This window comes from Corynebacterium efficiens YS-314 (assembly GCF_000011305.1).
GTDB classification, from domain to species: domain Bacteria; phylum Actinomycetota; class Actinomycetes; order Mycobacteriales; family Mycobacteriaceae; genus Corynebacterium; species Corynebacterium efficiens.
The window spans coordinates 1940629-1954271 of record NC_004369.1; the positions used below are offsets into that span (position 1 = coordinate 1940629).

14 protein-coding genes are annotated in these 13643 nt (G+C 64.2%); 8 read left to right on the forward strand and 6 right to left on the reverse strand.

The window, feature by feature from the left end:
- Positions 1 to 124 precede the first annotated feature (124 nt).
- On the forward strand, positions 125 to 883 hold the full coding sequence (locus CE_RS09165) for a hypothetical protein (RefSeq protein WP_006767834.1): 759 nt from the start codon (positions 125 to 127) through the stop codon (positions 881 to 883).
- 144 nt (positions 884 to 1027) lie between these two features.
- Positions 1028 to 1603 (forward strand): hypothetical protein, encoded by a 576-nt coding sequence (locus tag CE_RS09170; RefSeq protein WP_006767835.1) that lies wholly within the window; start codon positions 1028 to 1030, stop codon positions 1601 to 1603.
- A gap of 41 nt (positions 1604 to 1644) precedes the next feature.
- On the opposite strand, the gene dapF is transcribed toward CE_RS09170, so the two are convergent.
- The 3 genes from dapF to CE_RS09185 are packed head-to-tail and all read right to left on the reverse strand — an operon-like array spanning position 1645 to position 4057.
- Positions 1645 to 2496 carry a diaminopimelate epimerase gene (gene dapF / locus CE_RS09175; RefSeq protein WP_006767836.1) on the reverse strand — a complete coding sequence of 284 codons (852 nt, stop codon included), beginning with the start codon at positions 2494 to 2496 and terminating at the stop codon, positions 1645 to 1647.
- 32 nt (positions 2497 to 2528) lie between these two features.
- Positions 2529 to 3434: a tRNA (adenosine(37)-N6)-dimethylallyltransferase MiaA gene (gene miaA / locus CE_RS09180; protein WP_006767837.1), complete on the reverse strand. Its 906-nt coding sequence runs from the start codon at positions 3432 to 3434 to the stop codon at positions 2529 to 2531.
- On the reverse strand, positions 3431 to 4057 hold the full coding sequence (locus tag CE_RS09185) for a hypothetical protein (RefSeq protein ID WP_006767838.1): 627 nt from the start codon (positions 4055 to 4057) through the stop codon (positions 3431 to 3433). Before CE_RS09185 ends, miaA begins: the two co-directional genes overlap by 4 nt.
- A gap of 199 nt (positions 4058 to 4256) precedes the next feature.
- On the opposite strand from CE_RS09185, the gene CE_RS09190 reads away from it, so the two are divergent.
- Positions 4257 to 5621: a DUF349 domain-containing protein gene (locus CE_RS09190; RefSeq protein WP_011075636.1), complete on the forward strand. Its 1365-nt coding sequence runs from the start codon at positions 4257 to 4259 to the stop codon at positions 5619 to 5621.
- 11 nt (positions 5622 to 5632) lie between these two features.
- Positions 5633 to 6724, forward strand: a complete 1092-nt coding sequence (locus CE_RS09195; RefSeq protein WP_006767840.1) for a GNAT family N-acetyltransferase — start codon at positions 5633 to 5635, stop codon at positions 6722 to 6724.
- Here the strand turns inward: CE_RS09195 and CE_RS09200 are convergent.
- Both CE_RS09200 and miaB read right to left on the reverse strand, forming a co-directional pair.
- Positions 6721 to 7422 (reverse strand): Rv2732c family membrane protein, encoded by a 702-nt coding sequence (locus CE_RS09200; RefSeq protein WP_006767841.1) that lies wholly within the window; start codon positions 7420 to 7422, stop codon positions 6721 to 6723. The two genes, CE_RS09195 and CE_RS09200, sit on opposite strands and share 4 nt — an antisense overlap.
- A 96-nt stretch (positions 7423 to 7518) precedes the next feature.
- Complete coding sequence (gene miaB, locus CE_RS09205) at positions 7519 to 9120, reverse strand: tRNA (N6-isopentenyl adenosine(37)-C2)-methylthiotransferase MiaB (protein WP_006767842.1); 1602 nt, start codon at positions 9118 to 9120, stop codon at positions 7519 to 7521.
- Between the two features lie 332 nt (positions 9121 to 9452).
- Between miaB and gluA the strand changes: the two genes are divergently transcribed.
- The 4 genes from gluA to CE_RS09225 all read left to right on the forward strand — a co-directional run bounded on the left by gluA (position 9453) and on the right by CE_RS09225 (position 12884).
- Entirely contained in the window at positions 9453 to 10181 is a 729-nt protein-coding gene (gene gluA / locus CE_RS09210; protein WP_173362608.1) for a glutamate ABC transporter ATP-binding protein GluA, read from the forward strand.
- 68 nt (positions 10182 to 10249) lie between these two features.
- Entirely contained in the window at positions 10250 to 11134 is an 885-nt protein-coding gene (gluB, locus tag CE_RS09215) for a glutamate ABC transporter substrate-binding protein GluB (protein WP_011075640.1), read from the forward strand.
- A gap of 113 nt (positions 11135 to 11247) precedes the next feature.
- Positions 11248 to 11934 (forward strand): glutamate ABC transporter permease GluC, encoded by a 687-nt coding sequence (gluC, locus tag CE_RS09220; protein ID WP_035108928.1) that lies wholly within the window; start codon positions 11248 to 11250, stop codon positions 11932 to 11934.
- The gene (locus tag CE_RS09225; protein ID WP_006767846.1) at positions 11934 to 12884 is read left to right on the forward strand and encodes an amino acid ABC transporter permease; all 951 of its coding nucleotides are present in this window, start codon (positions 11934 to 11936) and stop codon (positions 12882 to 12884) included. The genes gluC and CE_RS09225 overlap by 1 nt, the downstream gene beginning before the upstream one ends.
- 93 nt (positions 12885 to 12977) lie before the next feature.
- On the opposite strand, the gene recX is transcribed toward CE_RS09225, so the two are convergent.
- Positions 12978 to 13610 carry a recombination regulator RecX gene (recX, locus tag CE_RS09230; protein ID WP_006767847.1) on the reverse strand — a complete coding sequence of 211 codons (633 nt, stop codon included), beginning with the start codon at positions 13608 to 13610 and terminating at the stop codon, positions 12978 to 12980.
- Positions 13611 to 13643: the final 33 nt, after the last annotated feature.

Consider the following 13643-nt stretch of genomic DNA (forward strand, 5'->3'; position numbering starts at 1 on the left):
TTGCGGCCTGTGGCTCTGGCCCCTGAACATCCCGCGGGTCGTCGATATTCCCGAGAAAGCAGTGGTGACAGATCACGTACCCGCAACGTGACTCACGCCCGGTGCGCGGGATAGACTGTTGCGCATGATTAGTGACCTGAAGAGTATCGGCATGGACTTCGCCCGCTGGCAGGATGCGGTGGAGGCGGCCATCGCCTCCGAGCGCCTGGAGGTGACCGGTGAGGTGCGTGGCGGGCAGCTCATCCGGTTCTCGGATGAGTCCGGTGCCCAGATCAATATTCTGGCGGTGGAGCCGTTTGCCACCTTTGTGGGTTTCTCCTCCTCCACGGTGGCCTACGGCCATGTGAGCATGATCAATGATGTGTTGGCGCTCATCGACATCATTGACCCCTTCGGTAATAACGTCACCACCGTCACCGCCAACCTCGCTCAGGGCCCCCTGCTGGTCGATGAACCCGTCCAGCGGTGGCAGATGCTCGCCGTGACCGCCCTGGGTGTGGATGTCCAGGTGCACGCCAATGCCGATGAGTATCTGCTCAACGGTGGTGAGGTGGTGGGCATGCTCACCTCCGAAGGCGCCCTGCAGGTGGCAAGTGGCAGCGGTGCCACCGTCCCGGATGCCTCCGCGGAGTTCTCCGCCCGTGTGCTCTCCTCCGAGTACCGCACCAACGCCCTGACCGGCCAGCGGTTCATCCACGCCACCGTCGACGGTTATTTCGCCTTCGATCTGTGCCTGCCGGACGCCCCTGAGCTTCCCCCACGTGATTCCATCGTGTCAGGAAAGGTGCTGCTGGCCGCCTCCGTGATCCCCCAGGCCGGCGGTGGCTGCGGCAGTGACGGTGGCGGATGCGGTTCCGGTTCCTGTGGTTGCGGCGGACACTAGCTCCCACACGGTGAACCAGCCACCGGTCGGGGTGCTTCCTGCACCCCGGGCCGATCATCACTAGTGTGATGTGGGAAATAGCACCATATGTTTCCCCGGTGCCCCATTCCTCCCATCACACAACAACCAGGACGAACCTCCCTCATGCCGGATCTAGCACCCTATGAACAAGGGCCCCAGACGCCCCGGTGGCCTTTCGTGGTCATCGGGTTGTGCTGTCTGGTGTTGGTCGTCTGGTTGAAACTCCCGGGACTGATTCTGGCGGGCCTCATCATCGCCACCGTCTTCAGCATCCGGCAGATGCGGACCCACTCCCCGGAGATCTCCTCCCTGGTCACCTCCATACAGCTGTCCGCTGATGAGATCAGGGATGTGCAGGAGGAGTGGGAGACATTCCTCAATGACCCCTCCGCGAACGCCCTGGCGGACCGCACCCTGTTCCGGCCTGCACTTGCTGATCCCGACTGTGCCGACCCGGATATCCAACGGTTCCACTTCGTCCTCAACAGTGCCCGGCGATTCATCCGCCGGCTCGAGGCCCGCCTGCAGGGTGAGTTGACGGTGCCGCAGCTGGAGGGGATCCTCAAGGTTACCGATGCCCGTGCCCTGGATCTCCGGGAATCCTGGCTTGCCGCACGGCGTGCCGCCCACCTGCTCGGGACGGACTACGACCCCGACAGCGACCCCGACAGCAACCCCCACAGCGACACCGGCCACTGATCTCCCGGGGGTCGACAGGTCCGCACCGTGTCAGATCCTCGTCAGATCCTCACTGTCCCCGTGGCGATGATCCGGCTCGGTCCGGTCAGGGTGGACGTTTCTTCCCGGATCCCCACCTCCACGGCGCCACCGGGTACATACACCGTCACCGTGCCCACGGCCTGTCCGGCATCAGCCAGGGCGGCGCGGGCAGCGGCTACGGTGCCGGTGCCGCATGAGCGGGTCTCCCCCACCCCCCGTTCCCAGACCCGCATGTGGATGGCGGGGTCATCGAGCCCGTCGGCAAGCTCCGTCACCAGTTCAACGTTGACGCCCCGGGGGAAGAAGGCGGTGTCGAACACAGGTGCCTCCAATGCGATGTTCTTCAGCGCCGCAGGGGTCAGGCCCGGCACCACGCACGCCAGGTGCGGGTTGCCCAGATCCACCCCCATCCCGGCGAAGGGCTGATCCGCGATCATGCAGGTGGAGATCCCCGTCACCGCAGCTGGCCCCATATCCACCCGCACCACCGCATCATCGCGGTCGGCGGAGAGCACCGTCACCGACCGGGCCCCGGCGCGGGTGCCGATGGTGAAGTCAGTGGTGTCCACCAGTTGGTGTGCGGCCAGCCAGTGGGCGAACACCCGCACCCCGTTGCCGCACATCTCGGCCAGGGAGCCGTCTGCGTTGCGGTAATCCATGAACCACCACCCGGGATCCACACCGGGTGTCTGCACACCGAGTTCGCCGGCACGCACCACGCGCAGCACCCCGTCCGCCCCCAGCCCGGCGCGGCGATCGCACAGTCGCGTGACCTCATCCGCGGTCAGGTCGATTGTCCCATCCGGGTCGTGGATGATGATGAAGTCGTTCTCGGTGGCATGCCCCTTGGCGAAGGCGATCTCTTTTTTCACCCGGATCAGTCTAGACCTGAGCCCACCACTTGTCAGCGGCCGAGAATGTCCAGTGCCCTGGCGGTGGTGTCCCCGTCCGCGTCGATCCACCGGATGCGGTGATCGCGGTTGAACCAGGCGCGCTGCCGGCGCACATAGCGACGGGTGCCGGTGATGGTGCGCTCCACGGCCTCATCCAGGGTCAGTTCCCCGGCCAGAGCGTCGAGCACCTGGGCGTAGCCGATGGCCCGTCCGGCGGTGGACTCGGCAATCAGGCCGTGATCCCTGACCAGGCCCTCCACCTCCTCAAGGAAACCACGTTCGAACATCAGGTGGGTGCGCAGTTCGATGCGTGGGTTGAGCCAGTCGGCGGTGGTCCTCAACCCCAGGATGGTGGTCCCCCAGCGCGGGGGTGCATCCTTCGGGGGCTGGCTGGCCTTGAAGGGCTGACCGGTCAGTTCGATCACCTCCAGCGCGCGGACGGTGCGCCGTGGGTCGTTGTTTTCAATGATCGCCGCGGCCTCCGGGTCCCGGGCGCGCAGCTCCTCATGCAGACGCGTCACCCCGATCTCCGCCAGGCGTGCCTCCCACCGGGCCCGCACCGCCGGGTCGGTCGGGGGGAACTGCCAGTCATCCACGAGTGACTGGACGTACAGCATCGATCCGCCGACCAGGATCGGTGTCTTGCCGCGGGACATGATCTCCTCCACGTCTGCGACGGCCTCCTGCTGGTAGCGGGCCACCGAGGCGGTTTCCGTGACGTCGAGGACATCGAGCTGGTGGTGTGGGATGCCCTGTCTCTCCTCGGGGGTGAGTTTCGCGGTTCCGATGTCCATGCCCCGGTAGAGCTGCATGGAGTCGACGTTGACCACTTCACCGTCCAGGCGCAGCGCCAGTTCGATGCCGAGCGCTGATTTCCCCGAGGCGGTGGGACCGACGACGGCGATCGGTGTGATCATCTGGTGACCGTCCAGACCGCCACATACCTGCCCACGCCGTGGGAGGTGTCGGCCGCGATGAGGTCGGCGGTGTCCACCCGGTCGGCGAGGTCGGCCAGCTCCAGCCACAGCTGTGGTTCGCGCACGGCGGCGTCGACAAGCTCCTGTTCCGTCCTGGCCCCGGGGCGCTGCCCACCCAGCAGTGCGCGACACCAGCCATCGATCTCCGCAGCGCCGTCGACGAGGGAGGAGGGGGCACGCTGGGTCAGGCCGGTCGCCCCGTCGACCGCCACGACGGTGAGGGCATCGGTGCTTATCGACGCCAGGTTGTCGCGTACCCCACGCACCCGGTCCGCGAACCGTCCGAGGGCGTAGCGCTGCACCAGCTCAGGCAGGTGGTTGCCCCCACCCACCTGCACCTGCGGCGCTCCCCAGGCCCGGAAACTCCCCGTGTGGGCGGTGTGCCACCCGGCTGCCCGGGAACCCACCAGATCCACCGGGGTGTCGGTGGTATCCAGATGATCGTCGAACAGGTCGCGCATCCGCCCCAGGAGATGGGCACCCGCGGTGTCCAACGGCGCGAGTTCGCCGACCAGGGCGGGACTGCCCGGCATGATGATGAGCGTGGTTTTCACGGCTTCCACCCTATCCTGCCGCCCCGTGCGCCACGGACATGCCTGTCGGGTGGGCAGGGGGGAATCAGCATTAAGGTGGTGTTTTGGCGGATAGCCCACCCTATCTACCTGACACCCCTGGGTGTGCGCGGTATGTTTGTAGAACGTAATTCGACTTTCGGCAGCCGTGTCGCGCGGCTACGACGATGCAAGTGATTAAGGACCGTCCATGACTGAGAACCAGACCCCCAGCTCCCCGACCGCACCGAAGCCGGGTCCCCGCCCGGGTCCCCGTCCCGGACCGCGCCCGGGTGCTCAGGCGGCCAAGGGTGCCACCCCTGGTGCTGTGGTCACACCCGCACCGGTGCCCCGGGTCAGTGACCCCTCCAGGTTCGGTCGTGTGGAAGCCGACGGTTCCGCCTACGTGACCACCTCCGCCGGGGAGCGCCTCATCGGTTCCTGGCAGGCCGGCACCCCGGAGGAGGGGCTCGCCCATTACGCGGCCCGCTTCGATGACCTGGCCACCGAGGTGGAACTGCTGGAACAGCGTCTGGTCTCCCACCCCGATGATGCCAACTCCATCCGCGCCAAGGCCGAGGAGCTGCGTGCTTCCCTGGCCACCGTGGCCGCCATCGGTGACCTGGATGCCCTGGAAACCCGCCTGCGCGCCATCGTTGACTCCTCCGAGGAGGCCAACCAGCGCGCCCGCGAGGAGAAGGCGAAGCGCCGAGAGGAGGCCATCGCCCGCAAGGAGGCACTGGCCACCGAGGCCGAGGACATCGCGGAGAACTCCACCGACTGGAAGGTCGCCGGCGACCGCATCCGCACGATCCTGGATGAGTGGAAGACCATCCACGGCATCGAACGCAAAACAGATGATGAGCTGTGGAAGCGGTACTCCCGCGCCCGTGATGCCTTCAATCGCCGTCGTGGGGCGCACTTCGCCGAGCTGGACCGTGGCCGTGCCACCGCACGCAAGCTCAAGGAGGCCCTCGTCGAACGCGCTGAGGCACTGAAGGAATCCACCGAGTGGAATGACACCGCGCGTGCCTTCCGTGACCTGATGCAGGAGTGGAAGGCCGCCGGCCGTGCACCGCGCGAGGTCGACGACAAGCTGTGGGCCGCCTTCAAGGGGGCGCAGGACTACTTCTTCGACAAGCGCAATGCCGTGGCGAAGGAACGCGACCAGGAATTCGAGGCCAACGCCGAGGCCAAGAACGCCCTGCTGGCCGAATACGATGCCCAGATCGATCCCGCCAAGAGCCTCGAGGGCGCCCGCGCCAAGCTTCGTGAGCTGCAGGAGAAGTGGGAGGAGGTCGGGTTCGTGCCACGTGGCCGGGTACGGGAATTCGAGGATAAGATCGCCGCCCTGGAAAAGCGCGTCTCCGAGGCCGAGGAAACCCAGTGGCGTCGCACCGACCCGGAGGCCCAGGCGCGGGCCGACCAGTTCACCGCCAAGGCCGAGGAGTTCAACGCCCAGGCCGACGCCGCCGAGGCCAAGGGCAACACCAAGAAGGCAGAGAAGCTGCGTGCGCAGGCACAGCAGTGGGCCGAGTGGGCCAAGACCGCCCATGAGGCAGTGGACAAGCTCTAAGGTCCACACGGGTGCAGATTATCCAGATCGCGGACCCGGTTGCCGGTGAAGAGCCCGGTGACCAGGTCCGTTCCTTTGTGTTCATGTCCAACCTGGCCGCCCAGGAGGCCTCCGGGGATCCGGACATGTCCGTGTCCGTCGAACGGATCATCACCGATCTCGCCGGATCCCCGGAACTGGTGTCCCGACTGTTCGTGGCCACGCATGATGATCCGGTGGAGCTGGGTGCCACGGTCCCGGCAGACGGGGAGGAGGAACCCTGGGTGGAGGCGGAGGGCTGGGTGAAGATCAACCTCCCCCTCATCGACGATCCCGATTCCGCCGCCATCGAGATCGTGCTCGACGCCGGCCACCAGCCCCTACCGGGCGAGGATCTGACCCCTGAGGCCACCACGCTTGTCGACGCCCTCCTCACCCACGCGGAGACCACCGCGGGTGCCGCACCGTGGTCACGTCGTATTTTGCAAACCGCCCACATGCACCCGCCCGTACCCACCGCCGGATGCGACCACTGCGCGGTGTTGGAGCGCGCCGGGTACCGGTGCGCTCACGAGGAGATCCAGCAGGTCCTCGACCTTGTTAACCTCCCCACCGGGCGGGAGACTCTGGAGATGAGCGGGTTCAACATCCACCGGGTCACCGGCACCTCCTTCCCCGAGTCTCTCATCGCGGGCATCGTCGAACTCCAGGACATCGCCGCAACAGATGTCCCCCACGGCAGCCTCACCACCGACCCCGCGCGGTGGTCACCACGGCGATTGGCGCAGCAGTCAGACCGCATCAACAGGACGGGCACGCAGCTGGTCACCGTGATCATCACCGATACGGACGGGGTTGTGGCCTTCAGCACCATCTCCCTGCCGCCCGGCGCGAACCCCGAGGCGGCGGAACAGGGTCTGACCATCGTCCATCCCCGTGCCCGTGGCCAGCGCCTGGGCCACACGGTGAAACTGGCCTGCCTGGACCTGCTGCACGAAACCCATCCGCGTGTGAGAAGGGTGGCAACATCAAACGCGGTTGACAACCAGGCAATGCTGGCCATCAACCGCGCTCTCGGTGCCCGGGAGGTTTCCCGGACCACACTGTGGGAGAAGGTGCTCTAGGACGGATCCCCGGTGTCCTTGTCCGTGTCTCCGGTGGTCTCCTGCTCACCGGACGCCGCGGCACGGCGGCGCTTGACGCGGGCGCGGCGGTCGTCGACAAGCAGGGGGTTGTTCTCGGGGTTGCTCTGCTGCTGACGCAGCAGCTCCCCCTGGGCGGCGGACACCGCATCCAGGTCCCCGGCCTCAGCACGCATCTGCGCGATGTCACGCTGGCGGTCACTGCGGGCGAGGATGATACTGGACAGTCCCCACACCGCAGCGCCGGCCGCCACCGTGCTCACGATCATGCCGATGTGCACGATGGTGTCATCCGTCCCTGTGGAGGTCTGGCGCATCCACGCCGCGAACACGGAGTACACCAGGGTCACACAGGAGAAGATCCAGGCCACCCAGGCCATCCAGGTCCGCCTGAGCGTCAGTGTGCCCAGGGTAAACAGGAACACCCCGATGGCACCCAGGATGTAGAAGACATACTCGGCGAGTCGGATGCCGGCATCGGAGGCGGTGTCGGTGAAGAACAGCACCTGCCAGCCTGCCACCCCGCGGATATGCGGCAACACGAGGCCGATGGCATACAGGACCACCGCCGCGATGAGGAAGCCCTTCTTGTCGCCCAGTTCCAGTGTTTTCGCCGCATCCTTCTCCAGCGCCGCCAGTTCCCGACCGCTCAGCTTCTGTTCACTCACTTGACTGTTCATCTCCTTGTTGGGTTCAGTAACCAATCGTAGCCGGTCGGGAGGACGTTTCCCCAAGTGCCCGGCGGGCGGATGGACGGGGACTTCACGGGGTGTGGATCAGCAACCGCAGGCATTGTCCGGGGTTGCGGGGGCCGGGACCGGCGCACCGATCCGGGGCAGTCCGAGACCGACACCGATCGGCGCGGTGGTGGGGACCTGTCCCACGGCGGAATTATCGCCCGCCCGGGTACGGCGGTGGGTGAGCACACCGGCATCGGCGATGAGGAAGAACGGTTTGGCCTCGGTGACCTCCACCGTGACCACATCACCCGGGCGGATCTCCCCGTCGATAGTTCCCACAGGTGTGAAGTGGACGAGACGGCCATCGCGGGCGCGACCAGACATGCGCTTGGTGGCATCGTTCTTGCGACCACCACCGGCCTGGACGAGCAGCTCCACCGTCTGCCCGATGAACTTCTGATTCTCCTCCTCGCAGATGCGTTCCTGGAGTGCCATGAGACGCTCATAGCGTTCCTGGACAACCTTCTTGGGCACCTGGTTCTCATAGTCCGCCGCCGGGGTTCCAGGCCTGGGGCTGTACTGGAAGGTGTAGGCGGAGGTGAAGCGCGCCTTTTCGACGACATCCAGGGTCGCCTGGAAATCCTCCTCCGTCTCCCCCGGGAAACCGACGATGATGTCGGTGGTGATCGAGGCATGCGGGATCTTCGCCCGGACCTCATCCAGGATGGCGAGGAACTTCGCCGACCGGTAGGAACGGCGCATCTCCTTGAGCACCCTGTCCGACCCGGACTGCAGGGGCATATGCAGCTGCGGGCAGATGTTCGGGGTCTCCGCCATCGCATCAATGACATCGGAGGTGAATTCAGCCGGGTGTGGGCTGGTGAAGCGGACCCGCTCCAGGCCCTCGATGTCACCACAGGCGCGCAGGAGTTTGGAGAAGGCCGAACGGTCCCGCTCAAGTTCGGGGTCGACGAAGTTCACGCCATAGGCATTGACGTTCTGACCGAGCAGGGTCACCTCGGAGACACCCTGATCGACCAGGGCCTGCACCTCGGCGAGGATGTCACCAGGCCGGCGGTCCTGTTCCTTACCACGCAGGCTCGGCACAATACAGAAGGTGCAGGTGTTGTTGCAGCCCACCGAGACCGATACCCACCCGGCGTAGGCGGATTCACGTTTGGCCGGGAGGACGGAGGGGAACTGCTCGAGTGAATCGACGATCTCCACCTCAGCCTTCTGGTTGTGCTCCGCACGGTTGAGCAGGGTCGGCAGCGAGGCGATGTTGTGGGTACCGAAGACCACATCCACCCATGGGGCCTTCTTCACCACAGTGTCCTTGTCCTTCTGTGCGAGGCAGCCTCCCACGGCGATCTGCATGCCGGGGTGGTTCTCCTTCACGGCGCGCAGATTACCCAGTGTGCCGTAGAGACGCTGATCGGCATTCTCACGCACCGCGCAGGTGTTGAAGACGATGAGATCAGGGGTGTCACCCTCCCCCGCCGCGGTGTAACCGGCCTCCTCGAGCAGACCGGAGAGACGCTCGGAATCGTGGACGTTCATCTGGCAGCCGAAGGTACGCACCTCATAGGTGCGGGCAGTGGTGCCCTCCCGGTTCCCCCGCGCCGGGAGGGTGTCGGCGGGGTGGTCCGGGTGGGATGGATGGGTGTTCATCTGGTGGGTATCAATCTGCTGCGTCACGGGAGGTAATTGTATCGGCCGCGGGCACCCTGACATAAACGTCCGATCCAGAGGAACGCAACCCCGTGGAGTGTCGCAGCCATGCAGGTTGGGCAACACCGTAACGGAACCTAGCAGAGTGGTAGGATTGACTTCACATTCTTTACCTATTGAGCTATTGATAAAATCCGGGCGGAAATGGAAATCACCCCCACAAATCACCCCAACTGACCTGTGGAAAGGGCGAGAAATCCAGGGAAATTCATTTCAAAATGGACTCAATCACAGGATTTACCCCACATGACCCAACATTCCTTTATGCTATCCCCATGACGCAGACCACAAATCACCCGATGATCAAGATGACGGGGGTGCAGAAGTTCTTCGATGACTTCCAGGCCCTGACCGATATCAATCTTGAGGTCCCCGCGGGACAGGTCGTTGTTGTTCTCGGCCCGTCCGGTTCCGGAAAGTCGACGCTGTGCCGCACCATCAACCGCCTCGAAACCATCGAGGAGGGAACCATCGAGATCGATGGAAAACTGCTTCCGGAGGAGGGCAAGGACCTGGCCAAGATCCGTGCCGACGTGGGCATGGTGTTCCAGTCTTTCAACCTCTTCCCCCACCTCACCATCAAGGACAATGTCACCCTCGGCCCGATGAAGGTCCGGAAGATGAAGAAGTCCGAGGCCAATGAGGTGGCCATGAAGCTGTTGGAACGCGTCGGCATCGCCAACCAGGCCGAGAAATACCCGGCACAGCTCTCGGGCGGGCAGCAGCAGCGCGTGGCCATCGCCCGCGCACTGGCGATGAACCCCAAGATCATGCTTTTCGACGAACCAACCTCCGCCCTCGACCCCGAGATGGTCAACGAGGTTCTGGACGTCATGGCGAGTCTGGCCAAGGAAGGCATGACCATGGTGTGTGTCACCCACGAGATGGGTTTCGCACGCAGGGCCGCAGACCGTGTGCTGTTCATGTCTGACGGCGCCATCGTCGAGGACTCCGACCCGGAGACCTTCTTCACCAATCCACAAACCGACCGGGCGAAGGATTTCCTGGGCAAGATCCTCGCCCACTGACCTCCCCTCACTCTGTGTCCAACTCCCCCGCTGGCCAAAATCAGCGACCATGACCAACAGGAGCATCAATGTCGCACAAACGCATGTTCACCCGTCTCGCCGCAGCCACCAGCGCAGCTGTTCTCGCCGGCATCACCCTCACCGCCTGTGGTGATTCCGAGGGTGGTGACGGTCTGCTCGCCGCCATCGAAAATGGCAATGTCACCATCGGCACCAAGTACGATCAGCCGGGTCTGGGACTGCGTAACCCGGACAATTCCATGAGCGGACTGGATGTCGACGTCGCGCAGTACGTGGTCAACTCCATCGCCGATGACAACGGTTGGGATCACCCCACCGTGGAATGGCGCGAGACCCCCTCCGCCCAGCGCGAGACCCTCATCCAGAACGGTGAGGTGGATATGATCGCCGCAACCTACTCCATCAACCCCGGACGCTCCGAATCGGTGAACTTCGGTGGACCATACCTCCTCACCCACCAGGCCCTCCTGGTCCGCGAGGACGATGACCGCATCCAGACCCTCGAGGACCTCGATGACGGCCTGATCCTGTGTTCCGTTACCGGATCCACCCCCGCCCAGAAGGTCAAGGATGTCCTCCCCGGCGTCCAGCTGCAGGAATACGACACCTACTCCTCCTGTGTGGAGGCACTGAGCCAGGGCAACGTCGATGCAATGACCACCGACGCCACCATCCTCTTCGGCTACGCGCAGCAGCGCGAAGGTGAATTCCGCGTCGTGGAGATGGAACAGGACGGCGAGCCGTTCACCAATGAGTACTACGGCATCGGTATCACCAAGGATGACACCGAAGCCACCGATGCGATCAACGCAGCGTTGGAGCGTATGTACGCCGACGGTTCCTTCCAGCGTTTCCTCACCGAGAACCTCGGCGAGGATTCCCAGGTTGTCCAGGAGGGCACCCCGGGTGACCTCTCCTTCCTGGACGAGTGACCTGACGGGGCCGAACGCCCGATGAGCATGCGTGGCCCCCGCATCCCGGGGTGCCACGCATCATCACTTTCACCACTGATCCCCTACCGTTCCTTACCGAGGAGAAATTCCCCATGAGTACATTATGGGCGGATCTGGGTCCGTCACTCCTACCCGCATTCTGGGTGACAATCCAACTCACCGTCTATTCCGCCATCGGATCCATGATCCTCGGTACCATCCTCACCGCCATGAGGGTGTCCCCGGTGAAGATCCTGCGCAGCATATCCACCGCCTACATCAACACGGTCCGTAACACCCCACTGACCCTGGTGATCCTGTTCTGTTCCTTCGGCCTGTATCAGAATCTCGGTCTCACCCTCGCCGGTCGCGACAGTTCCACCTTTCTGGCCGATAACAACTTCCGGCTCGCGGTGCTCGGATTCATCCTGTACACCTCCGCCTTCGTTGCGGAATCACTCCGGTCAGGCATCAACACCGTGCACTTCGGGCAGGCGGAGGCCGCCCGGTCGCTGGGACTCGGTTTCAGTGACATCTTCCGGTCCATCATCTTCCCCCAGGCGGTGCGTGCCGCCATCATCCCGCTGGGCAACACCCTCATCGCCCTGACCAAGAACACCACGATCGCGTCCGTGATCGGCGTCGGTGAGGCCTCGCTGCTGATGAAGTCCACGATTGAAAATCATGCCAACATGCTCTTCGTCGTGTTCGCCATCTTCGCCGTCGGCTTCATGATCCTCACCCTCCCCATGGGCCTGGGGCTTGGAAAACTCGCTGAGAAAATGGCGGTGAAGAAATAATGTCCTCCTCCGTACGCGCAACAGTCCTCTACGACGCCCCCGGCCCCCGGGGACGCAGGTCCAACACCATCATCACCATCGCCACCACCCTGGTGGCAGTGGCCGTCCTGTTCTGGGTGGGCAGTGTTCTCCAGGAAAACGGCCAGTTGGACGGCGACAAATGGACCCCGTTCCTCGATCCCCAGACCTGGACCACCTATCTTCTGCCCGGCCTGTGGGGAACCCTGAAGGCAGCGGTGGCCTCCATCCTTCTCGCGCTGATCATGGGCACCCTGCTCGGGCTCGGACGCATCTCCGAAATCCGGCTCCTGCGCTGGTTCTGCGGGATCATCATCGAGACCTTCCGTGCCATCCCGGTGCTGATCCTCATGATCTTCGCCTATCAGTTGTTCGCCCGTTACCAGCTCGTTCCATCACGCCAGCTGGCCTTCGCCGCGGTGGTCTTCGGTCTCACCATGTACAACGGCTCCGTCATCGCCGAGATCCTTAGATCGGGTATCGCCTCCCTGCCGAAGGGACAGCGTGAGGCGGCGATCGCCCTGGGCATGTCAACCCGCCAGACCACCTGGTCGATCCTGCTCCCCCAGGCGGTGGCAGCGATGCTGCCCGCCCTGATCGCGCAGATGGTCATCGCGCTGAAGGACTCCGCCCTCGGTTACCAGATCGGTTATATCGAGGTGGTACGCTCCGGTATCCAGTCCGCATCCGTCAACCGGAACTACCTGGCTGCCCTCGCGGTGGTCGCGGTCATCATGATCCTGATCAACTTCGCACTGACCGCACTGGCAGAGCGTATCCAGCGTCAGCTGCGTGCCGGACGTGCCCGCAGGAACATTGTGGCAAAGGTGCCCGAGGAACCCGATCAGGGCCTGGATACCAAGGACAATGTGAACGTGGATTGGCACGATCCCGATTACAAGGAAGTCAAACACCCGGGACCGTCATTCTGACAGGTCCCTGGATCCCCGCTGCGGTCAGGAGGCGGGTGCAACAATGAAGTCCGGCTGCCCCAGATGTCTGGGGCAGCCGGACTTTGTGGCAGATCAATGCTGTCTGAGGTCCTCGATGCGCTCATCGAGAGCCTCCCGGGCCAGGTCCATCGACATACCCGCGGGGAATCCACGACGGGCAAGTGCTCCGACCACCCGTCGCAACGCCTTGTCGTAGTCGCTGCGATCCGCGGGTATCCGTGATTCGCTGCGTGCCTTCTTCACAGCAACAGCACGCGCGGTGTCCCGTTCGTCTTCTGGATCGATCTGTTCAAGTGCACGGGCCCGGATGCCTGCATCGACGCCCTTGTCCCGGAGTTCACGGTCCAACACCCGGGTTGATTTCCCGCGGCGCTGGGCTCGTTGACGGACCCATTCCTGCGCGAAGGATTCATCATTGATGAGGTTGGCCCGGGTGAGGTCATCAAGGACCTCCTCGATGATGTCGTGGTCGAAGTCGAGGGCACCCAGCCGCCCCTGCAGTTCGGAGCGGGAACGGGCGCGTTGGTCAAGAAGCAGCAGGGCGCGTCGGCGGACCTCTGCCTTCTTCTCCTCCGCCTCCCTGTCGAAGAGGCTGCTGGCGGCACCCTCTTCCTGACGTCTGCTGAACTCCTCCAATGCGGTGCGAAGCTTCTCCAGTTTCGCGGCCTGGTTCTCACCAGGGTGGGGTGTGATCGGATCAGTCATGGGCTATGGGCGAACTCCGGTACTGCACATCAT

Excerpts from the sequence above, each read along its gene's own strand:
- recX (WP_006767847.1), bottom strand. The coding sequence starts at position 13,610 with ATGACTGATCCGATCACACCCCACCCTGGTGAGAACCAGGCCGCGAAA.
- CE_RS09200 (WP_006767841.1), bottom strand. The coding sequence starts at position 7,422 with ATGAACAGTCAAGTGAGTGAACAGAAGCTGAGCGGTCGGGAACTGGCG.
- CE_RS09165 (WP_006767834.1), top strand. The coding sequence starts at position 125 with ATGATTAGTGACCTGAAGAGTATCGGCATGGACTTCGCCCGCTGGCAG.
- gluC (WP_035108928.1), top strand. The coding sequence starts at position 11,248 with ATGAGTACATTATGGGCGGATCTGGGTCCGTCACTCCTACCCGCATTC.
- gluB (WP_011075640.1), top strand. The coding sequence starts at position 10,250 with ATGTCGCACAAACGCATGTTCACCCGTCTCGCCGCAGCCACCAGCGCA.
- miaA (WP_006767837.1), bottom strand. The coding sequence starts at position 3,434 with ATGATCACACCGATCGCCGTCGTCGGTCCCACCGCCTCGGGGAAATCA.
- CE_RS09190 (WP_011075636.1), top strand. The coding sequence starts at position 4,257 with ATGACTGAGAACCAGACCCCCAGCTCCCCGACCGCACCGAAGCCGGGT.
- gluA (WP_173362608.1), top strand. The coding sequence starts at position 9,453 with ATGATCAAGATGACGGGGGTGCAGAAGTTCTTCGATGACTTCCAGGCC.
- CE_RS09225 (WP_006767846.1), top strand. The coding sequence starts at position 11,934 with ATGTCCTCCTCCGTACGCGCAACAGTCCTCTACGACGCCCCCGGCCCC.
- CE_RS09170 (WP_006767835.1), top strand. The coding sequence starts at position 1,028 with ATGCCGGATCTAGCACCCTATGAACAAGGGCCCCAGACGCCCCGGTGG.